Genomic DNA, 20050 nt, shown 5'->3' on the forward strand with positions numbered 1-20050 from the left:
CGGGAGAAGCTCCCGGCCCCTCTTGCGTTACCCTGGTTTTCTCAGCCGTCCGTCATCGGCTCGGCATCCCCGTTCAGGAGGCACGCCCTTGTTTAGCGCTATCGCGCGGATCTTCCGCACGCCGGACCTGCGTCGGAAGATTCTCTTCACGCTGGCGATCATCGCCGTCTACCGGCTGGGCGCGACCGTCCCCGCACCGTTCGTGAACTTCCCGAACGTGCAGGAGTGCATCGCGATGAACAGCGGCACCGAAGGCCTTCTGGGACTGGTCAACCTCTTCTCCGGCGGTGCGCTGCTGAAGCTGTCGATCTTCGCGCTGGGCGTGATGCCGTACATCACGGCGACGATCATCACGCAGCTGCTGCGCGTCGTCATCCCGCACTTCGAGACGCTCCACAAAGAGGGGCAGGCGGGGCAGGCTAAGCTCACGCAGTACACCCGCTACCTGACCATCGCGCTCGCGCTGCTGCAGTCGACGACGCTCGTCACCGTGGCCAGGTCGGGGCAGCTCTTCGGCCAGGGCGGGGGAGCGGCCTGCCAGCAGCTCCTCACCAACGACGCCTGGTGGGCGCAGGTCCTCATGATCATCTCGCTCACGGCGGGCACAGGACTCATCATGTGGTTCGCCGAGCTCGTCACCGAGCGCGGCATCGGCAACGGCATGTCGCTTCTCATCTTCACCTCCATCGCCGCGACCTTCCCCGGTTCGATGGTGGCGATCTTCGAGAGCCGCGGCTTCGAGGTGTTCCTCCTCGTGCTCCTCATGGGCATCGTCGTAATGACGCTCGTGGTCTTCATCGAGCAGTCGCAGCGACGCATCCCCGTGCAGTACGCCAAGCGCATGGTCGGGCGCCGCACCTATGGCGGCACCAACACCTACATCCCGATCAAGGTGAACATGGCCGGTGTGATCCCGGTCATCTTCGCCTCCTCGCTCCTGGCGATCCCGATGCTCGTCGCGCAGTTCAACATCCCGCAGGACGGCTCCACGCCGCCGGAGTGGGCGACCTGGATCATCCAGTACTTCACGCGCGGCGACCACCCGCTCTACATGGCGGTCTATGTCCTGCTGATCATCGGCTTCACGTATTTCTACGTGGCGATCACCTTCAACCCGGTCGAGGTCGCGGACAACATGAAGAAGTACGGCGGCTTCATCCCCGGCATCCGCGCCGGCCGCCCCACCGCCGAGTACCTCGACTACGTGCTCACGCGCATCACGTTCCCCGGCTCGCTCTACCTGGGCGCCGTGGCACTCATCCCGCTCATCGCTCTCGCGACGGTCGGCGCGAACCAGAACTTCCCGTTCGGCGGCGCCTCGATCCTGATCATCGTGGGAGTCGGGCTGGAGACGGTGAAGCAGATCGACGCGCAGCTACAGCAGCGACACTACGAAGGGCTTCTCCGATGACGGCATCCGCACACTCCTCTGCACGCCTTCTCATCGTCGGACCGCAGGGGTCCGGCAAGGGCACCCAGGGGGTGCGGATCGCCGAGGCCTTCGGCGTCCCTGTCGTCTCCACAGGGGACATCTTCCGGGCGAACATCAAGGCGGGCACGGCGCTGGGCACGCAGGTCACCGCGATCCTCGATCGCGGAGACCTCGTCCCGGACGAGCTGACCGGCGAGATCGTGCGCGACCGGCTCGGCCAGGAGGACGCGGCGAACGGGTTCCTCCTGGACGGGTATCCGCGCAACACCGTCCAGGTGGCCCACCTCGACGCTTTCCTCGCCGAGCACGGGGCGAGCCTGGACGCGGTGATCCTGCTCGACGTGCCGCGCGAGGAGAGCCTGGCCCGCCTCACGCGGCGTGCGGCGGAGCAGGGGCGCTCGGACGACACCGCCGAGGCGATCGCTCATCGCCTCGACATCTACGAGAACGAGACCGCGCCGATCATCGCCGCCTATGAGGCGCGGGGGATCGTGGACCGCATCGACGGCGTGGGCGAGCTCGAGACGGTCACGCGTCGGATCTTCTCCGCGCTCGAGGCCCGCGGGCTCGAGCGCGCGGTCGCGGCCTGACGTGGCCTTCCGTCGTTCGATCTACAAGTCGCCCGCTCAGCTGCGGTCGATGGTCGAGCCCGGCCTCATCACCGCGGCCGCCCTCGCCGCGGCCACGGCGCTGATCCGCCCCGGCGTCACGACCGCCGAGCTCGACGCGGCCGCGGAGCGTCTGATCCGGAGCCGCGGCGCCGAGCCGAACTTCATGCTCGTGCGCGGCTACCATCACTCGACCTGTATCTCGGTCAATGAGCAGGTCGTGCACGGGATCCCCGGCGATCGCGTCCTGCAGCCCGGGGATGTCGTCTCGATCGACTGCGGGGCGCAGTTCCGGGGCTGGAACGGCGACAGCGCGATCACGGTCGTGGTGCCCGATCCCGAGCGACCGGAGCTCGTGGCGCGCCGGGAGGAGCTCTCTCGTGTGACCGAGGCGTCGATGTGGGCGGGGATCGCCGCGATGGCCTCCGCGCGGACGCTGGGCGACGTGAGCGCGGCGATCGAGGACCGGATCCACGCCGCGGGTGCTCCGTCCGGCGCGACGGACGACATCGAGGCCTACGGCATCCTCCGCGAGTATGTGGGCCACGGCATCGGACGCAAGATGCACGAGGCGCCGAGCCTGTTCAACTACCGCACCTCGGACGCCGGTCCTGAAGTCCGTCCAGGGCTCGTGATGGCGATCGAGCCGATGGTGACCGCCGGCGGTGAGGAGACCTTCGTCGAGGACGACGACTGGACCGTCACCACCGTCGACGGCTCAGACGGCTCGCACTGGGAGCACAGCGTGGCCGTGCACCGGGACGGGATCTGGGTGCTGACGGCTCCGGACGGAGGGGCGGCGGGACTTGCTCCCTTCGGAGTGACGCCGACGCCGATCGCCGACGCCTAGAGCCGTCGTGCGCGTCGGCTCCCGCTCGTCCTGCGCGATTTCTCACGCAGGACACAGAATCCTGCGGGCATGATGGAGGAACACAGTACGAGGGCCCCGTGCGGTCCCCGAGAGAACGGAAGAGAATGGCCGCTGCGAAGGGCAAGAGCAACGGGTTCGCCATCGGAGTCTCCATCGCCGTCGTCGTCGTGCTCGTCGCACTCGGCGGTGTGGTGTTCTGGCTGAACAGCAAGGCCACCGACGCGGGTCCCGCGCCGACGAGCGAGATCCTCAACGCCGACACCGGCGCGCTGACGTTCGGCAAGGGCAAGGACACTGTTGCCGTGTACCTCGACTTCCAGTGCCCCGCGTGCAACACCTTCGAGACGCAGTACGGGGACAAGCTCAAGAAGGCCGCCGACGACGGCAAGATCACGCTCGAATACCACCCGGTGGCGATCCTCGACCGCTACTCGCAGGGCACGCAGTACTCCTCCCGCTCTGGCGCGGCGGCGTTCTGCGTGGCGGAGACGTCGCCCGACAAGTACCTCGCCTTCGCTCGGACGCTCTTCAAGAACCAGCCGCAGGAGAACACCCCCGGCCTCACGAACGACCAGATCGCCGGATACGCCAAGGAGGTCGGCGCCGACGAGGCCACCTCGTGCATCACGGACGAGAAGTACCTCAAGTACCCGGCCGCGCAGGCGGTCAAGGCCAAGGTCCAGAGCACGCCCACGATCGAGATCAACGGCAAGCGCCTCGACCTGCAGAAGGACGGCGTGAAGGAGCTGGACGCGCTGCTCGGCTGATCCTCGCGACGCCTCGACCGACGCGTTCCCCGCCCGGCTTGCCGGATGCGGGGAACGCGTCTAACATAGATCTTTGGTGCCTTGCGCCTTTGTTCGGCGTGTCCGACGGCCTGGCCCGCATCCATCCCATCCACCGCAGATCGATCGGTCTGCACAAGCGTCAGCGAGGCTATGGCTAAGAAAGACGGTGTCATCGAGATCGAGGGCGTCGTGTCCGAGGCGCTGCCCAACGCGATGTTCCGCGTTGAGCTCAGCAACGGGCACAAGGTCCTTGCCACGATCTCCGGCAAGATGCGGCAGAACTACATCCGCATCATTCCCGAGGATCGTGTCGTCGTGGAGCTCTCGCCCTACGACCTCACACGAGGCCGCATCGTCTATCGCTACCGCTGATCGGTCGAGAAGTAACACCCCAGGCGTCTCGGCGTCTGCCCGGTGAAGACAGCGAACAGGAAACATCATGAAGGTCAACCCCAGCGTCAAGCCCATCTGCGATCACTGCAAGGTGATCCGCCGTCACGGCCGCGTCATGGTGATCTGCAAGAGCAACCCGCGCCACAAGCAGCGCCAGGGCTGAGCCGCAGGCTCGCTCCGCTGCGCGGCCGCGCTCGCGCATCCACAACTCAATATCTGACACAGGCAGGATCAGATCCGGCCGGCTCGGCGCCCTCGTGCGACCGGACGGCCGGGGACACCTCGGGGCGGAGGCCCGGGCACCGATCCTGCTCCACACCTCCATCAACACTCAGGAGAATCGCATGGCACGTCTTGCCGGCGTCGACATCCCGCGCGACAAGCGCGTGGTGATCGCCCTCACCTACATCTACGGCGTTGGCCGTACCCGCTCCGTGGAGATCCTCAAGGCCACCGAGATCGATGAGTCGATCCGTGTGAAGGACCTCAGCGACGACCAGCTCGTCGCGCTCCGCGACTACATCGAGGCCAACTACAAGGTGGAGGGTGACCTTCGCCGTGAGGTGGCGGCCGACATCCGCCGCAAGGTCGAGATCGGCTCCTACGAGGGCCTCCGTCATCGCCGTGGCCTGCCGGTCCGCGGTCAGCGCACCAAGACCAACGCGCGTACCCGCAAGGGCCCGAAGCGCACCGTCGCCGGCAAGAAGAAGGCCCGCTAAGCGGCCCGGGTAAGAGGAGAAGACTTTCATGGCTGCACCCAAGGCCGCCGCGCGCAAGCCGCGCCGCAAGGAGAAGAAGAACATCGCGCTGGGCCAGGCCCACATCAAGTCGACGTTCAACAACACCATCGTTTCCATCACCGATCCGTCCGGCGCCGTCATCAGCTGGGCCTCCTCCGGTGGCGTGGGCTTCAAGGGCTCGCGCAAGTCGACGCCGTACGCCGCCGGCATGGCCGCGGAGTCCGCCGCCCGTCAGGCGCAGGAGCACGGCGTGAAGAAGGTCGACGTGTTCGTGAAGGGCCCCGGCTCGGGCCGCGAGACCGCGATCCGCTCGCTGCAGGCCGCCGGCCTCGAGGTGGGCTCGATCCAGGACGTCACGCCGCAGGCGCACAACGGCTGCCGCCCGCCGAAGCGGCGCCGCGTCTGATCGCCTCGCGAGGATGCCTCCGGAACTCTCCGAGGCATCCTCGCCCGCGTCTCTCTCACAACTCAACACCTCACCCAACACGTGTCATATAGCGGGCACGTGATCGAAAGGAACACCCAGTGCTCATCGCACAGCGTCCCACTCTCACCGAGGAAAAGATCTCCGAGAACCGCAGCCGGTTCATCATCGAGCCGCTCGAGCCCGGATTCGGTTACACGATCGGCAACGCGCTGCGTCGCAGCCTGCTCTCGTCGATCCCCGGCGCCGCGGTCACCAGCGTCCGCATCGACGGCGTCCTCCACGAGTTCAGCACCATCCCGGGTGTGAAGGAGGATGTCACCGAGATCATCCTGAACATCAAGCAGCTCGTCGTCTCGTCTGAGCGGGACGAGCCGATCACGGCCTACCTGCGCAAGACCGGCGCGGGCGAGGTCACGGCGGCCGACATCTCGGCCCCCGCCGGTGTCGAGGTGCACAACCCCGAGCTCGTGATCGCGACGCTCAACGACACCGCGAAGTTCGAGCTCGAGCTCACGATCGAGCGCGGCCGCGGCTACGTGTCGGCGGCGCAGAACCGCAGCGAGTACGCCGAGGCGGGGCAGATCCCGATCGACTCGATCTACTCGCCGGTCCTGAAGGTGAGCTACCGCGTCGACGCGACCCGTGCCGGGGAGCGCACCGACTTCGACAAGCTCGTCCTGGACGTGGAGACCAAGCCGGCGATCGCCCCGCGTGACGCCGTCGCCTCCGCCGGTCGTACCCTGACCGAGCTGTTCGGCCTCGCCCGCGAGCTGAACGTCGAGGCCGAGGGCATCGAGATCGGCCCTGCGCCGGTCGAGGCCGTGCTCTCGAACGAGCTGTCCATGCCGATCGAGGACCTCGACCTGTCGGTCCGCTCGTACAACTGCCTCAAGCGCGAAGGCATCAACACGGTGTCCGAGCTCGTCGCCCTCTCGGAGACACAGCTCATGAACATCCGCAATTTCGGACAGAAGTCGGTGGACGAGGTGCGCGACAAGCTCGTCTCGCTCGGCCTGTCGCTGAAGGACTCGGTGCCCGGTTTCGACGGCGCCCACTTCTACGGCGGCTCCGAAGACGAGTCCTACTGAATCCTCCCTTTTCCGATCCAGGAGTTAGACAACAATGCCCAAGCCCACGAAGGGTCCCCGCCTCGGAGGCGGCCCCGCCCACGAGCGTCTGCTGCTTGCGAACCTCGCCGCGGCCCTGTTCACGCACAAGTCGATCAAGACGACCGAGACCAAGGCCAAGCGCCTGCGTCCGCTCGCCGAGCGTCTCGTCACCTTCGCCAAGCGCGGGGACCTGCACGCCCGTCGTCGGGTGCTCTCGATCCTGCGTGACAAGGACGCGACGCACGTGCTGTTCGCCGAGATCGCTCCGCTGGTCGCCGAGCGCGAGGGCGGCTACACCCGCATCACGAAGGTCGGCAACCGCAAGGGCGACAACGCGCCGATGGCCGTGATCGAGCTCGTGCTCGAGCCCGTCACGCCGAAGAAGAAGGCTGCCGCGAAGCCTGCCGCCACGGCGGCCAAGTCCGCCAAGGCGGAGGAGCCGAAGGCCGAGCAGAAGCCTGCGGAGGAGGCTCCGGCCGAGGAGACCGCCGAGGTCGTCGAAGAGGCCCCCGCCGCTGCCGCGGAGGAGAAGGCCACCGACGAGAAGGCCGCTGAGTAAGCGCCCGATCGCTCGATCCGCACGAGGCCCGTCGCCCCTTCGGGGAGGCGGGCCTCGTGGATTTGCCGGGCGGCTCCGGCGTGGGTATCCTGGACATAACCGAAGACCGCCGGTCATCGGGGTGCGCGCGAGCGGATCCCGATCGAAGCACTGCTGACCAGGATCCCGCATCCTGCGAAGGGGCCCGCGCAGGTGACACGATCGTCCTCCAGATTCTGGATGTCCGCTCCGTGCGCTTGCGCCGGAGCTTTTTCTTTGCCCACAGCGCCGAGAGCGACCGAGGTCAAGGCCGATGCCCCACCGCCGTGAGGCATCTCGTACACACAAGGAGTGGCCATGGCGCAGAAGGAAGCATCGGTCGCCGAGCTCACGAAGAACTTCGAGGACTCGACCGCCGTTCTGCTCACCGAGTACCGCGGTCTGACGGTTGCCGAGCTCAAGGAGCTCCGCAACAGCATCCGTCAGGACGCGGAGTACGCCGTGGTGAAGAACACGCTGACGAAGATCGCCGCGAACAACGCGGGGATCTCGTCGATGGACGACGACCTCAAGGGTCCGTCGGCCATCGCGTTCGTGCACGGCGACCCGGTCGCCGTCGCGAAGGGCCTGCGTGCCTTCGCCAAGGCACACCCTCTTCTCGTGATCAAGGGCGGCTATTTCGATGGCAACCCGCTGACCGCAGACGAGGTCAACAAGCTCGCCGACCTCGAGAGCCGTGAAGTCCTGCTGGCGAAGCTCGCCGGCGCGATGAAGGCCTCGCTCACCAAGGCGGCGTACCTCTTCAACGCTCCGCTGTCGAAGGCCGTCCGCACGGTCGACGCGCTGCGTGAGAAGCAGGAGTCCGCTGCCTGATAACGGGCACGGCAAGACAAACCCCAATCAAGGAGATACATCATGGCAAAGCTCAGCACCGAGGAGCTGCTCGACGCGTTCAAGGAGCTCACCCTCATCGAGCTCTCCGAGTTCGTTAAGGCCTTCGAGGAGACCTTCGACGTCACCGCTGCGGCTCCGGTCGCGGTTGCCGCCGCCGGCGCTGCCGGTGGCGCGGGTGCCGCCGAGGAGGTCGAGGAGAAGGACTCGTTCGACGTCATCCTCGACGCCGCCGGCGACAAGAAGATCCAGGTCATCAAGGTCGTCCGCGAGCTCACCTCGCTCGGCCTCGGCGAGGCCAAGGCGCTCGTCGACGGTGCTCCGAAGGCTGTCCTCGAGGGCGCCAACAAGGAGACCGCCGACAAGGCCAAGGCTGCTCTGGAGGAGGCCGGCGCGTCGGTCACCCTCAAGTAATCTCGCGTCTCGACGCGTGGAAGGCCCCGGGTTCGCCCGGGGCCTTCCTGCGTTTCATCCGGCGCGTGGACCGGCGGTGGAGGAGCGCACGACGAGCGAGGACGGGGCGAGGACGTGCTCTGCGGCGCCCTCGGGCTCCGCCATCCGATCCCGCAGCAGCCGTACCGCTTCAACCCCTTGGGCGAGCGGGTTCTGCCGGATGGTGGTGAGCGCGAACATCTCCGCGTAGCGGTGGTCGTCGATGCCGACGATGCTGAGCTCGGAGGGCACGCCGATGCCGAGCCGCCGCGCGGCCACGATCGTGCCGATCGCGCTCTCGTCGCAGACGGCGACGAGAGCGGTGGGGCGATGCCGTCGGTCGGCGAGAAGATCGACCGCGGCGATGAACGCGTCGGGGATCGTCGACGCCGCCGGCACCTCCCTGATCCTGCCCTCCAGCCCTGCGGCGATCATCGAGGAGCGATATCCGGCCGCTCGCCATTCATCCCCGATCCCGAAGCGATCTGGCTCCGGGATGCCGCCGAGGAACGCGATGTCCTCGTGCCCCAGGTCGATGAGGTGTTCGGTGGCCACGCGCGCGGCGGCGACGTCGTCGATCGACACGGCGCTGGATCGCTCGTGGAACGGGCCGACGGTGACCAGGGGGAGGCCGGCGGCCTCGAGCCGGTCCAGCTCGTCCGCGCCCGGCTGCACGCAGACCGCGATGATGCCATCGAAACGTCTCCGGGAGAGCGCGTGATCGAGCATCCGCTCCCGGTCGGAACTGCCTTCCGGCGCGTTGTAGAGGACGAGGTCGAGCTGCGCGGCGACGAGCGCCTGCTGGAGGCCGGACAGCAGCTCGGCGAAGTACCACCGGTCGACGGACGGCATGATCACGCCCACGGTCTGCATCCGTCCGGTGGCGAGGTTGGTGGCGCCGGAATGTGCGATGTAGGAGAGCTCCTGAGCCGCGCGTTCCACACGCTCCCTGGTCGGCGGGGAGACGTATCCGTGCCCGCTGAGGGCGCGGCTGGCGGTGGCCTTCGACACGCCTGCCCGCGCGGCGACGTCGGCAATGGTCGTCATCGATCCGAGATCCTCTCCCCGTCGTGGGATCCCCTAGCCCGGCGATGGTGCGAGCCTCCAGCGTAGTGCGCACGGCCAAAAAAAGGAACCGGTTCCATGTCCTTCCGGATGGTACCGCTCCCATGAGACGGAGGCGGGCGAGCCGAGAATGGTTGTCAGGTTGTGATCCACTGGTGTTGTGTTGCGAATCGGACCTCGCCTAGAGTCGCCTGGAAGCGGTTCCTGAGAGGAGCCCCGGCGCGGGGAAGCGTTCCCCGCGCGGTTCAAAGGAGAAACGTATGGGAATGTCTCAGCGACGTCGTCTCGTCGCCCCGCTCGCCGTCATCGGCGTTCTGGGCCTCGCACTCGCCGGTTGCGCGGAGGGCAGCTCGGGTGGCGGCGGAGGATCCGACAAGGGTCAGACGGTCAAGATCTCCGGTGGCATCACCGGCTCCGAGGCGGACAAGCTCAATGAGGCCTTCGCGGACTTCACCAAGGAGACCGGCATCAAGGTGGAGTACACCGGTGACAAGGGCTTCGAAGGCAACATCGTCACCAAGGTGACGGGCGGCAATGCGCCCGACATCGCGATCGTGCCCCAGCCCGGCCTGCTCAAGAGCCTCATCGAGACCGGCGAGGTCAAGAAGGCGACGGAGGCGGTCACCGCGAACGTCGACAAGAACTGGTCCGCCGACTGGAAGAAGTACGGCACGGTCGACGGCACCTTCTACGCCGCGCCGATGCTCGGCAACGTGAAGGGCTACGTCTGGTACTCCCCGGCGAAGTTCAAGGAGTGGGGCGTCGAGGTCCCCAAGACCTGGGACGAGCTGCTGACGCTGACCCAGACGGTCAAGGAGAAGAGCGGTGCGGCTCCGTGGTGCGCCGGGTTCGCCTCCGGCGACGCCTCCGGCTGGCCGGGCACCGACTGGATCGAGGACCTCGTCCTGCGCCAGAGCGGTCCTGACGTCTACGACAAGTGGGCCGCGGGCGACGTGAAGTTCACCGACCCGGAGATCAAGGACGCCTTCGACGCCGTGGGCAAGATCCTCCTGAACCCGGAGTACGTGAACGCCGGCTTCGGCGACGTGAAGAGCATCAACTCGACCGCGTTCGCAGACGTCGCGGCCAAGGTCGCGGACGGCAGCTGCGCGCTGACCCACCAGGCCTCGTTCCTCTCCGCGAACTTCCTCGACGTGAAGACCGCGGCCGGACAGGCCCCGAAGGTCGCGGCCGACGGCGACGTCTACGCCTTCGTGCTTCCGGGCATGAAGGAGGGCGAGCTCGCCATCGAGGGTGGCGGCGAGTTCGTCGCCGGTCTCACCGACACCGATGCCACCAAGAAGGTCCTCGAGTACATGTCCTCGGCTGACTTCGCAGACGCGCGGGTCAAGCTCGGCGGGGTCATCTCCGCGAACAAGGGCGCCGACCCGTCGCTGGCCTCGAGCGAGTTCCTCACCGACGCGATGAAGACCCTGCAGGACGAGAAGACGGTCATGCGTTTCGACGCCTCCGACCTGATGCCGTCCGTGGTGGGCTCGGGCTCCTTCTGGAAGGGCATGGTGAGCTGGATCGACGGAAAGCCGACCGCTGACGTGCTGAACGACATCCAGGCGGGCTACAAGAACTAGTCTGGCGTTACCTGCGGGACTGCGCTGCGGGGTCCGTCCGCTTCGGCGGGCGGCCCCCGCAGCCGTCCCAGCAGGTGTGCCTGATGAGTTCGACGGAGAACCGAGAAGGGGGACCACATGTCGCAGACATCCGTGGCCACGTCGACGAGCGGCCGGACGATCGCCTCACGATCCGTCACCGTGACGGCCATCGTCGTCGGAGCGATCGCGATGGCCGCGATCTTCATCGCGCTGCTCGTCAGCGCACCGGCGCCGGAGCCCAGCCCAACGTCGTTGGGCTTCTCGCTCCGGAGCTTCTTCGTCTGGATCGGGGGGCTGAGCCCGCTGGTGCAGATCCCGATCATCCTGGTGGTCTTCGGCGCCGTCGTCGGCATCCTGCTGCTGCTGATCGAGTACGCGCCGCGCCCGGGGAAGGGCTACTTCTGGCTCCGCCTCATCGCGAGCTTCGCGATCCCGGCGCTGGCGTTCATGCTGTTGAGGCCGTATCAGAACGCGGTCCTGTACGTGATGGCGATCGCGCTGATCGCCGGCGGGCTGCTGTTCTTCGCCGACTACCGTGCGCGACAGGGGTCGGGCTACCTCGTGCAGCTCGTCCTCTTCATGGCTCCGGCGGCGACCCTGCTCGTCCTCGGGCTGGTCTACCCGGCGATCAGCACCATCGTGCAGTCGTTCTTCGACAAGAGCGGCAAGACGTTCGTGGGGTTCGAGAACTACGTCTGGGCCTTCACCAACCCCGAGGGCTTCTGGTCGGTGATCAACACCCTCATCTGGGCGCTGATCGCGCCGGCCTTCTCGGCGGCGATCGGCCTCGCCTACGCGGTGTTCATCGACCGGGCACGTGGTGAGAAGGTGCTGAAGGTCCTGGTCTTCATGCCCGTCGCGATCTCGTTCGTCGGGGCCGGCATCATCTGGAAGTTCATGTACGACTTCCGGCAGGGCGACCAGATCGGACTGCTCAACGCGATCGTCACGTTCTTCGGCGGAGAGCCGGTGTCCTGGCTCGACGCCCAGCCCCTGCTGAACACGTTCTTCCTGTTGATCGTGTTCATCTGGACGCAGACCGGCTTCGCGATGGTGATCCTCTCCGCCGCGATCAAGGCGGTTCCCACCGAGCAGCTGGAGGCCGCCGCGCTTGACGGCGCCAACGCCTGGGAGAGGTTCCGCAACGTCACCTTCCCCGGGATCCGCAGCTCGATGATCGTCGTGCTCACCACGATCACGATCGCCTCGCTGAAGGTGTACGACATCGTCGCGGTCATGACCGGCGGACGGGCGAACACCACCGTGTTGGGCTTCGAGATGGTGAACCAGCAGCAGCGGTTCCAGAGCTACGGGCACTCCTCGGCCCTTGCCGTGGTCCTGTTCCTGTTCGTGCTGCCGCTGATCATCTACAACGCCCGACAGATGCGCAAGCAGAGGGAGATCCGCTGATGTCCGCCACGCAGACGGCGATCATCGCCGACAACCGCACGAAGCGACAGGTCGAGCGCGACACCCGCCGCAACGAGAAGACCGCCCAGAAGCGGCTCACGTCGAAGGGCGCCACGATCGGCGCCGTGATCATCGCGATCTTCTGGACGATCCCGACCTTCGGTCTCTTCGTCACCTCGTTCCGGCCCGGCGCGGACTCGAACAGCACGGGCTGGTGGACGGTCTTCGTCAACCCGAGCTTCACGCTGGACAACTACTTCCAGGCGCTCACCTCCGGCGGGACCGCGCTGACGCTCGGGGAGTCCTTCCTCAACTCGTTGGCCATCGCGATCCCGGCCACGGTCATCCCGATCGTGATCGCGTCGCTCGCGGCCTACGGGTTCGCATGGATCGACTTCTGGGGCAAGAACGTGATCTTCGTGTTCGTGTTCGCGCTGCAGATCGTGCCGATCCAGATGGCGCTCGTCCCGCTGCTGTCGCTGTTCTCGCGCGGTCTCACCATCGGAGAGGTGCAGGTGTTCCCCGGGCTCGGTCTGCGCGACGTGGACCACAGCTTCGCGACCGTGTGGATCGCCCACGCGATCTTCGCGATGCCGCTGGCGATCTTCATGCTGCACAACTTCATCTCCGAGATCCCCGGGGAGATCGTGGAGGCGGCACGGGTGGACGGCGCAGGTCACGGGCAGATCTTCTTCCGGATCGTCCTGCCGCTGGCGATGCCGGCGATCGCGTCGTTCGGGATCTTCCAGTTCCTCTGGGTCTGGAACGATCTCCTCGTGGCGACGATCTTCGCGCCATCGTCCTCCTTGCCGTTGACGCAGACGTTGAACTCCTTGTCGGGATCGTGGGGCGACAAGTGGTTCCTGCAGTCCGCGGGGACGTTCATCTCGATCATCGTCCCGCTGATCGTCTTCTTCGCGCTGCAGCGGTTCTTCGTCCGCGGCCTTCTCGCGGGAGCGACCAAGGGGTAGCACGCGGCGGCGAGCCGGGTCGGCAGGAGCGCGTACGCGCCTCCGCCGGCCCGGCTTTCGCGCGTCCGGGGCGCATATGGTCGGGCGTGCGTGCGGCTGCGCGCAGGCCGATCGGGGAGTAGGCTGGGGGGATTCGCGGGTCGAATCGGTTCGACCGAGCATCCGCGATCCTGTGTCCGCGGCGCACCGGTCTTGGCGCCGGGCTCGTGGCGTCGCCTCGTTCATGCTCGGCGCGTGGCGTGATCCGCGGTCCGCTCCGTGCTCTCCGGTCGGTCCCTCCGGTCGTCCCTGTCCGCCCCTTCCCTGGAAGGTCCCCCTGTGACTGAACACACCCCGTCCACTCCCCCTACCGCGCCCATTCCCTCCGGCGACGACGCCGTCGCGCGTGCGGCGGCCGGCGGCGCGGGGGACGGCGCTGCCGGCACGGAGCATCCGAGGGCAGACCACACCGGGACCGACCACCACAGTGGGACCGAACGCGCCGTGACGGGGAGCATCCGGACGATCACCGGCAGCATCCGCACCTCCACACCGACCGGAGCGATCCGCACGCTCGGGGCGAACCCGGCCACCGCGCCCGTGATGCTGCATCCGGGCGACGCGATCCCGGCCGCGCGGCGCGTCGTCTACATCATCCTGCTCGGCGCGCTCACGGCTCTGGGGCCGTTCACGATCGACCTCTACCTGCCGGCCTTCCCCGTGCTCGAGGCCGACTTCCAGACGACGGCGGCGGCGATCCAGCTCACCCTCACCGGGACAATGATCGGGTTCGCGATCGGCCAGCTGATCGTCGGCCCGCTGAGCGACAAGGTGGGACGGCGCTTCCCTTTGATCGCCGTGACGGCGCTGCACGTCCTGGCGAGCGTGGCCGCGGCGTTCTCCTCAGAGCTCCTCCTGCTCGGTGCGGCGCGCGTGCTGATGGGCATCGGCGCGGCCGCGGGCGGCGTCGTGGCGATGGCGATCGTCCGGGACCTGTTCGGCGGGCGCCGGCTTGTCGTCATGCTCTCCCGACTCGCCCTCGTCTCCGGCGTCGCTCCTGTGGTCGCCCCGCTGATCGGATCGTGGCTGCTGGGCGTCATGCCCTGGCAGGGCATCTTCATCGTGCTGGCCGTGTACGGAGCCGTCATGCTGGTCTCCGCGCTCGTGCTCATCCCGGAGACGCTTCCGCGCGAGCGACGGCAGGAACGCGGCGCCACCACTGTCTGGCAGCGTTATCGCAGTGTGCTGTCGGATCGGGTCTTCGTCGGCGTCCTCATCATCGGCGGGATGACGTTCTCCGGCCTCTTCTCCTATCTGTCCGCGTCCCCGTTCCTGTTCCAGCAGACGCACGGCCTCGATGCGCAGCAGTACGGCCTGCTCTTCGCCGCGAACTCGGTCGGCGTGGTGGTGGGCGTGCAGGTCTCCTCTCGTCTGGCCGCGCGGTTCGGCCCGCAGTGGGTCCTCGCCGTCTCCACGGCGGTGCTCCTGCTGTCGGGGACGGCGATCATCGTGACCGACCAGCTGGGTCTGGGCCTGTGGGGCACCGTCGTCCCGCTGTGGCTCTTCATGACCGCGTGCGGGTTCAGCTTCCCCTGCGTGCAGGTGCTCGCGCTCGACAGGCACGGCAAGGCCGCGGGCACGGCCGCCTCGATCCTCGGCGCGAGCAACAACGGCGTCGCAGCTCTCATCTCCCCGATCGTCGGCTGGATCGCCAAGGACGCCGGGATCACCGCCACGACGATGGCCTCGGTAATGGTGGGCTGCGCGGTGGTGGGCATCCTCTCGCTGTGGCTGATCGTGAGGCCGCGGACGGTCGGGATGCTGAGCCCCTGAGCTGCGCCTGGGCCCGGCGCGAGGCCGCTCGATAAGAGCCGGATAGGAGTCAGCCCGACGCCGCAGGAGGTTCCCAGCGCGGCCGTCGAGAATGGGAGGATGACCCGACGCAGCGCCCTCGCCGCCGGTATCGCCTGCCTGGGCGTGGCCGCCGTCCTCGGCGCGCTGGTCATGGCGGGAGCAGGTGTCCTCCAGCCGCTCGACGCCGCCTGGAACCTCAAGATGGGCGAGTGGCGCTCCCCGGCGCTTGTCGGATTCGCCCTGGTGATGAACGGTCTGGGCGGAGGATGGATCGCGACCTTCCTCGTCCCCCTCGTCCTGGCGGCGATCCTGCTGCTGGTCCGGGGGTGGCGATCCGCCGCGTTCGCGCTCGCCGCCTTCCTGGCGAGCGCCGCTCTGGTTCAGCTCGTCAAGCACGTCGTCGGGAGGCCTCGGCCGCCGGACCTCCTCGTCGCCTCCGACTTCGGCTCTTTCCCTTCGGGTCACGCGGCGAACGCGGCGACGATCGCCGTGGTGCTGTGCCTGCTCTTCCCGAACATCCTGAGCGTGATCGGTGGCACGCTGTGGGTGATCGCGATGGCGTTCTCGCGGACGGTGCTCAGCGTCCACTGGTTCAGCGACGTGATCGGGGGCACCGTGATCGGCGTCGGCGCTGCGCTCCTCGTCGCGGCGGCTGTGTGGCCGTGGATCGTGCGCGGACGGACCGGGCGGGGGATCCTCGCCCGTGTGTCCGGCGTCTCCGCTCGCTAGGCTGGACGGGCCCGCTGTCTCGGCCCGCCCGCCTCAGCTCGTTCACCTCAGCCTCGCCCGCTTCCAGGAGCTCGCCGTGCCGCATATCCGTCCGTACCGTCCCGCTGATCGCGAAGCGTTGTATGAGGTGTGCCTGAGAACGGCCGACTCCGGAGGAGACGCGACGGGGATGCTCGCCGACGATCGGCTTTGGGGCGATCTCTTCGCCGTCCCGTACGTGGAGCGCGACCCGGGGCTCAGCTGGGTCGTCGAGTCGGACGACGGGCGCACGATCGGCTACATCGTCGCCACCGACGACACCGAGGCGTTCGAGACCTGGTTCCGCGACGAGTGGTGGCCGCCGCGCGCGGGGGGCTATGCCCGGTCCGCCGCCGCTGAGCCCACCCGCCAGGACAAGCTGCTCGACTATGCAGACGGACGAGGCCCGGGCAAGGAGCCGAACGCGGTCGAGTATCCGGCGCACCTGCACATCGACCTCCTCCCCGAGACGCAGGGGCAGGGGCTCGGGCGTCAGCTCGTGCGGAGTCTGTTCTCCGAGCTCGAGAGGCGCGGCGTCCGTCGTCTGCACCTCGGGATGAGCCCCGCGAACACCGGCGCCGCTGCGTTCTACGACCGGCTCGGGTTCTCCCCGTTGCCCTCGCCGGAGGGGACGGCGATCCTCGGGATCCGCGTCGGCGAGGCCTGATCGGGGAGCTCCCGCATGGCCTGGAGGATCCTCGCCCATCGGAGCAGGAACCGCGGCTCGTCGAGGCGTCGACGCCTCATCCAGGAGGTGACCTCGTCGTTGCTCTTGCTGGCGTTGCAGGATCGGCAGGCGGGGACGACGTTCTCCAGCGTGTAGCGTCCGCCGCGCGAGATGGGCAGCACGCAGTCCTTCTGCAGGGCGGCGCCGTCGGCTCCGCAATAGGCGCAGCACGCCCACGCATCGAGGATGCGGCGCCACTGCGCCTCGCTGAGGTCGCTGCCCGAGGCTGCTACCCGTCGCGCGCGGCGACGACTCGCGCGGGCTCGACGGGTCTGACGGACGGCCATGAGGAGACCGTATCCCGCTCGGGGCGGCGGAGAGCGCCGCCGCGCCAGGAGGGAGCGTCGTGCCAGCGTGCAGGGGTATGCCGGGAGCAGAGCTGCCTGTCTGGCGGGGGCTGCCTTTGCCGGGGTGGGCGTCGCCTGAGAGTGTCGCTTTTCGGATTCTCTCAGGTCGGTTTCCTAGCCTGGCCGGACATCCACGAAACAGGAGGAGGTCGGACCCATGGGAGTCTTCGACGATGCCAAGGAGACGATCGGCGAGGCTGCGAAGCAGGCCGGTCGTGCAGTGGAGGACACCGTCGACAAGGTCAAGGACAAGGTCGACGAGAAGACCGCCGAGGCGAAGGTCAAGAAGGCCGAGGCGGAGCGCGACGCTGTGAAGGCGCGCAACGACGCGAAGGACGAGCTGCGAGACTGAGTTGTCTCGTCCACGATGAACGCCCCCGCCGCGACCCGCGGCGGGGGCGTTCATCGTGCTCGTGAGCGATCAGAGCCCGTGCAGCGGCGGGGTGACGCGAGGAAGGCCGGCGATCGTCCTCCGGACGGCCGTTCGGGAAGGAGTGCGCATCTCGGTGACCAGGTGCGATGGCGCGTCTCGCGGAGGGATGAGGAACGTGCCGCGAGGCGGGAGGGCGTCGAGCTGGACACGGAGATCGTCGTGGCCGTGCTCCAGGAAGAGCGCGACGAGGTCGACCTCGTCGCAGGCGAAGCCGCCGCCTCGCGCGAAGACCCGATCTCGGATGTCGAGGTACTGGAAGAGCTCCCTGTCGTCGTGGACGACGGCGGTCACGAGGGCGAGATCGGCGATGGTCATGAGGCTGGCGCCGAGCGGTGCCCCGGCCTCCTGATGCCGCCAGATCGTCCCGGAGTAATCGTGCAGCAGCACCGCCAGCGCGGTGAAGCGCGCGGTGGCGGAGAGCGGGACGGGAGCGCCGTTCGCAGAGGGGCGCCGACCGGCCTCGAACGCCTCGCGACGGAGGGCCAGCTGGTCGATGACGCTCCGCACGCCTCGTTCGAAGAGCCTGGGCGTCGTCGGCACGATGTCCCCTTCGAGATGGGCCTTGACCTCCACGTCGAGGAATCGGCTCCTGTCCCGATCCACGGCAGCGACGTCGATCTCCCCTTCGTTGCTCTCGGAGACGGTGAGGGTCTTGTGGCCTTCGATCGTCTTCAGGCCGGGGCACCGGGCGAGGAGGCTCTCGCAGACCTGTTCCAGGAGAGCAGCTGACTCGTTCGGACGCATCGACCTTCGCACGTAGCCGATGACGGGCAGATGGATCCTCGTGGTGGCGGCGTCGAGACTGGCGGGGAACACCCCCTCGTCGACGATCACGAACGGACGCAGGAGAGCCTGTCGCGAGCCGTTCAGCTCGCCGAACGTGCTCCCTGCATACTGGCCCGGACGGACCGCCATCTCCGCGGCGAGCGCACGGGCGCTGCTCGCCACGGGCGCCGGCTGGCCGTGAGACCAGGCGGGTGACTCCGCCATCGCGCGGCAGTACTCGAGGAGTCGCTCCAGGGTCTCGGGGTCGATCAGCGAGGGCCGCAGGGCGGCGACGGATCGGGCGACCTCCGCGGCGCTCCATCCGAATCGCACTCGTGAGCCGATCAGCTGCTCGTGCTCCATCGCGGTCATCGTCTCGACGCCGCCGAACCCGAGCGGGCTGACGATGTGCCGCACCATGGCCAGGTTGCGCCAGTCGAGGGCGGCTTGGAGGAACGCTGCGAGTCCGGTCCCCGGTGGGCGCCGGCCGCCGCCGCCCGCGCCGACCACCCAGATCCAGCGTCGTAGCGGGGCCTCGGCCGGCGTCGGTCGTCCTCGCAGCCGGGAACCCGCGGCGATGAAGTAGCTGAGATTGCTCGCCGTCCTCGGGTTCACCTCCGCCAGGAGCTCCGAAGCCCGCTGCTCATAGAGCGCCAACCGCTCGTCCAGTCGCGTGCTGACTGCGGCGAGGGATGCCTGCGAGAGCGCGGTCGTCGTCCGCGCCCCGGGCGCGGCGCCGAGGGAGAGGAGGCGCAGCCTCGCCCGGACGATCTCGCGCGCCTCCGCGGCGTCGTCGCTTCTCAGGAACTCCTCGGGGAGGGCGCCGGCGACCTCGATCGTGCGCCAGAGGTCATCCATTGCGGTCCTTTCGGCTTGTCCGTCGCTGGGCCGCACAGTAGCACCGGGGCGGTCTCGTCGTCGGAGCGCGCGATCAGGGGGCGAAGTTCTGCTGCACGATGAGGGAGACCAGGTCCTTCTCGTAGCAGCCGATCCAGTCGATCGGGATGACGCCCAGGCGGCGGGGAGTCGAGCCGGGCTGCGTGCGGAGCCATTCGACGAGAGCGGGGTTCATGTACCCCGCCGCCAGGAAGGGGCAGCACCCGATTCCCCAACCGCTCGTGAAGCTGATGTGGAGTCTCCTGTCGTGAGGAGCCTCTCGCGCCTTCTCGAGCGCGGCGACGATGGTGTCCCACTTGCGCCCTCGGTGGAAGAGCGTGGGGATCGAGTACTCGTCCTCGAGGACCAGGTCGGGGTTGTCGCTGTTGAACCAGATGCCGCCCACGTAGGGCATGCCGGAGAGGAGGATCACCTTTCCCCGCGCTTGTCCGAGCGTGGGCACCGTCTGGGCGATGCGAAGGATGTCCGACGCGGCCGACAGGTACTCGGCGTCGAAGATTCTCTTGAACTCATCCGCCGACGCCGACGAGTACTCCTGCTGGAGGCGCATCAGGATGGTCTCGCGCGGGTGTTGACGGAGGAAGTCCCTGCAGTGCTGGAGGACCTTCCCGAAGTTGATCTCCTGGTAGACGAAGCCGTGATGGATCGTGAAGACCCCGTCGATCGCGCGGCAGCGCACGTCGAGGAACCGGACACCGCGCTCAAGCTGCTCCGCGACCCCGTACTGCTGGCACGCGACCATGGCGCCCCCGTACCGCGCCAGGCTGTCGTGCGTCCCGGGGATGGAGAGGGATGTCAGCGAAGCCGTGTCCGGCAGGAACGACATCCATCCGTCCAGGGGGACGGCGTCTGCGGCGAGACGAGGGTGCGGGAGCGTGGCCGCCGCAGCCTGCGTGCCGTCTGCGGCCAGGGGAGCGCCGAGGGCGATCAGCGCGGATGCGCCGTAGAGGAATCCTCGTCGGGTGAGGGGGAGGTGGCTCATCCGACTGAACATACTAGGTGTATCAGTAGAGATT

General features: G+C 67.9%; 23 protein-coding genes. 19 read left to right on the forward strand and 4 right to left on the reverse strand.

All coding sequences use genetic code 11. The annotated features are described in order from the left end of the window. Positions 1 to 88 precede the first annotated feature (88 nt). The 12 genes from secY (at position 89) to rplL (ending at position 8211) form a co-directional block, all read left to right on the forward strand. Positions 89 to 1411, forward strand: coding sequence for a preprotein translocase subunit SecY (gene secY, locus ACP15J_RS12910; RefSeq protein ID WP_197219988.1), 1323 nt, complete (start codon positions 89 to 91; stop codon positions 1409 to 1411). Continuing rightward, complete coding sequence (locus ACP15J_RS12915) at positions 1408 to 2022, forward strand: adenylate kinase (protein WP_424937611.1); 615 nt, start codon at positions 1408 to 1410, stop codon at positions 2020 to 2022. The genes secY and ACP15J_RS12915 overlap by 4 nt, the downstream gene beginning before the upstream one ends. Before the next feature lies 1 nt (position 2023). Next, positions 2024 to 2890 carry a type I methionyl aminopeptidase gene (gene map, locus ACP15J_RS12920; protein ID WP_424937610.1) on the forward strand — a complete coding sequence of 289 codons (867 nt, stop codon included), beginning with the start codon at positions 2024 to 2026 and terminating at the stop codon, positions 2888 to 2890. 125 nt (positions 2891 to 3015) lie between these two features. Next, positions 3016 to 3678, forward strand: a complete 663-nt coding sequence (locus tag ACP15J_RS12925; protein WP_197220029.1) for a thioredoxin domain-containing protein — start codon at positions 3016 to 3018, stop codon at positions 3676 to 3678. A 171-nt stretch (positions 3679 to 3849) separates the two neighbouring features. Next, positions 3850 to 4071 carry a translation initiation factor IF-1 gene (infA, locus tag ACP15J_RS12930; RefSeq protein ID WP_018171468.1) on the forward strand — a complete coding sequence of 74 codons (222 nt, stop codon included), beginning with the start codon at positions 3850 to 3852 and terminating at the stop codon, positions 4069 to 4071. Positions 4072 to 4138: 67 nt separating this feature from the next. After that, the gene (rpmJ, locus tag ACP15J_RS12935; RefSeq protein WP_005050492.1) at positions 4139 to 4255 is read left to right on the forward strand and encodes a 50S ribosomal protein L36; all 117 of its coding nucleotides are present in this window, start codon (positions 4139 to 4141) and stop codon (positions 4253 to 4255) included. A gap of 181 nt (positions 4256 to 4436) precedes the next feature. Beyond that, a complete protein-coding gene (rpsM, locus tag ACP15J_RS12940; protein ID WP_424937609.1) occupies positions 4437 to 4811 on the forward strand; it encodes a 30S ribosomal protein S13 in 375 nt (124 codons plus the stop codon). Between the two features lie 28 nt (positions 4812 to 4839). Further along, on the forward strand, positions 4840 to 5238 hold the full coding sequence (rpsK, locus tag ACP15J_RS12945; protein ID WP_045249905.1) for a 30S ribosomal protein S11: 399 nt from the start codon (positions 4840 to 4842) through the stop codon (positions 5236 to 5238). Between the two features lie 119 nt (positions 5239 to 5357). After that, positions 5358 to 6347 (forward strand): DNA-directed RNA polymerase subunit alpha, encoded by a 990-nt coding sequence (locus ACP15J_RS12950; RefSeq protein WP_424937608.1) that lies wholly within the window; start codon positions 5358 to 5360, stop codon positions 6345 to 6347. 34 nt (positions 6348 to 6381) lie between these two features. Next, the gene (gene rplQ / locus ACP15J_RS12955) at positions 6382 to 6927 is read left to right on the forward strand and encodes a 50S ribosomal protein L17 (protein WP_424937607.1); all 546 of its coding nucleotides are present in this window, start codon (positions 6382 to 6384) and stop codon (positions 6925 to 6927) included. A 336-nt stretch (positions 6928 to 7263) separates the two neighbouring features. Beyond that, a complete protein-coding gene (gene rplJ, locus ACP15J_RS12960; RefSeq protein WP_310018818.1) occupies positions 7264 to 7779 on the forward strand; it encodes a 50S ribosomal protein L10 in 516 nt (171 codons plus the stop codon). Between the two features lie 42 nt (positions 7780 to 7821). Beyond that, entirely contained in the window at positions 7822 to 8211 is a 390-nt protein-coding gene (gene rplL, locus ACP15J_RS12965) for a 50S ribosomal protein L7/L12 (RefSeq protein ID WP_424937605.1), read from the forward strand. A 54-nt stretch (positions 8212 to 8265) separates the two neighbouring features. Here the strand turns inward: rplL and ACP15J_RS12970 are convergent, their stop codons facing one another. Then, positions 8266 to 9276, reverse strand: a complete 1011-nt coding sequence (locus tag ACP15J_RS12970) for a LacI family DNA-binding transcriptional regulator (protein WP_424937604.1) — start codon at positions 9274 to 9276, stop codon at positions 8266 to 8268. Positions 9277 to 9554: 278 nt separating this feature from the next. On the opposite strand from ACP15J_RS12970, the gene ACP15J_RS12975 reads away from it, so the two are divergent. From ACP15J_RS12975 to ACP15J_RS13000, 6 genes are all read left to right on the forward strand, one after another. Continuing rightward, positions 9555 to 10883, forward strand: a complete 1329-nt coding sequence (locus ACP15J_RS12975) for an extracellular solute-binding protein (RefSeq protein ID WP_197220140.1) — start codon at positions 9555 to 9557, stop codon at positions 10881 to 10883. Between the two features lie 210 nt (positions 10884 to 11093). After that, complete coding sequence (locus ACP15J_RS12980; RefSeq protein ID WP_424980961.1) at positions 11094 to 12314, forward strand: carbohydrate ABC transporter permease; 1221 nt, start codon at positions 11094 to 11096, stop codon at positions 12312 to 12314. After that, positions 12314 to 13285 carry a carbohydrate ABC transporter permease gene (locus ACP15J_RS12985; protein WP_424937603.1) on the forward strand — a complete coding sequence of 324 codons (972 nt, stop codon included), beginning with the start codon at positions 12314 to 12316 and terminating at the stop codon, positions 13283 to 13285. Before ACP15J_RS12980 ends, ACP15J_RS12985 begins: the two co-directional genes overlap by 1 nt. A 582-nt stretch (positions 13286 to 13867) precedes the next feature. Next, the gene (locus tag ACP15J_RS12990; RefSeq protein ID WP_424980962.1) at positions 13868 to 15097 is read left to right on the forward strand and encodes a multidrug effflux MFS transporter; all 1230 of its coding nucleotides are present in this window, start codon (positions 13868 to 13870) and stop codon (positions 15095 to 15097) included. A gap of 99 nt (positions 15098 to 15196) precedes the next feature. Beyond that, a complete protein-coding gene (locus ACP15J_RS12995; RefSeq protein WP_424937601.1) occupies positions 15197 to 15847 on the forward strand; it encodes a phosphatase PAP2 family protein in 651 nt (216 codons plus the stop codon). Between the two features lie 169 nt (positions 15848 to 16016). After that, complete coding sequence (locus tag ACP15J_RS13000) at positions 16017 to 16532, forward strand: N-acetyltransferase family protein (RefSeq protein WP_424937600.1); 516 nt, start codon at positions 16017 to 16019, stop codon at positions 16530 to 16532. Here ACP15J_RS13000 and ACP15J_RS13005 read toward each other — a convergent pair. Beyond that, positions 16454 to 16879, reverse strand: a complete 426-nt coding sequence (locus ACP15J_RS13005) for an HNH endonuclease (RefSeq protein ID WP_424937599.1) — start codon at positions 16877 to 16879, stop codon at positions 16454 to 16456. The two genes, ACP15J_RS13000 and ACP15J_RS13005, sit on opposite strands and share 79 nt — an antisense overlap. Positions 16880 to 17096: 217 nt before the next feature. On the opposite strand from ACP15J_RS13005, the gene ACP15J_RS13010 reads away from it, so the two are divergent. Beyond that, entirely contained in the window at positions 17097 to 17291 is a 195-nt protein-coding gene (locus ACP15J_RS13010; RefSeq protein WP_424937598.1) for a hypothetical protein, read from the forward strand. 69 nt (positions 17292 to 17360) lie between these two features. On the opposite strand, the gene ACP15J_RS13015 is transcribed toward ACP15J_RS13010, so the two are convergent. Together ACP15J_RS13015 and ACP15J_RS13020 are read right to left on the reverse strand one after the other, a co-directional pair. After that, positions 17361 to 18995, reverse strand: a complete 1635-nt coding sequence (locus ACP15J_RS13015) for a hypothetical protein (RefSeq protein WP_424937597.1) — start codon at positions 18993 to 18995, stop codon at positions 17361 to 17363. 73 nt (positions 18996 to 19068) lie between these two features. Next, positions 19069 to 20016: a phosphatidylinositol-specific phospholipase C gene (locus ACP15J_RS13020; protein WP_424937596.1), complete on the reverse strand. Its 948-nt coding sequence runs from the start codon at positions 20014 to 20016 to the stop codon at positions 19069 to 19071. Positions 20017 to 20050 lie beyond the last annotated feature (34 nt).

The sequence above is a fragment of the Microbacterium sp. S308A+ genome (assembly GCF_049800815.1).
Taxonomy (GTDB): Bacteria; Actinomycetota; Actinomycetes; order Actinomycetales; family Microbacteriaceae; genus Microbacterium.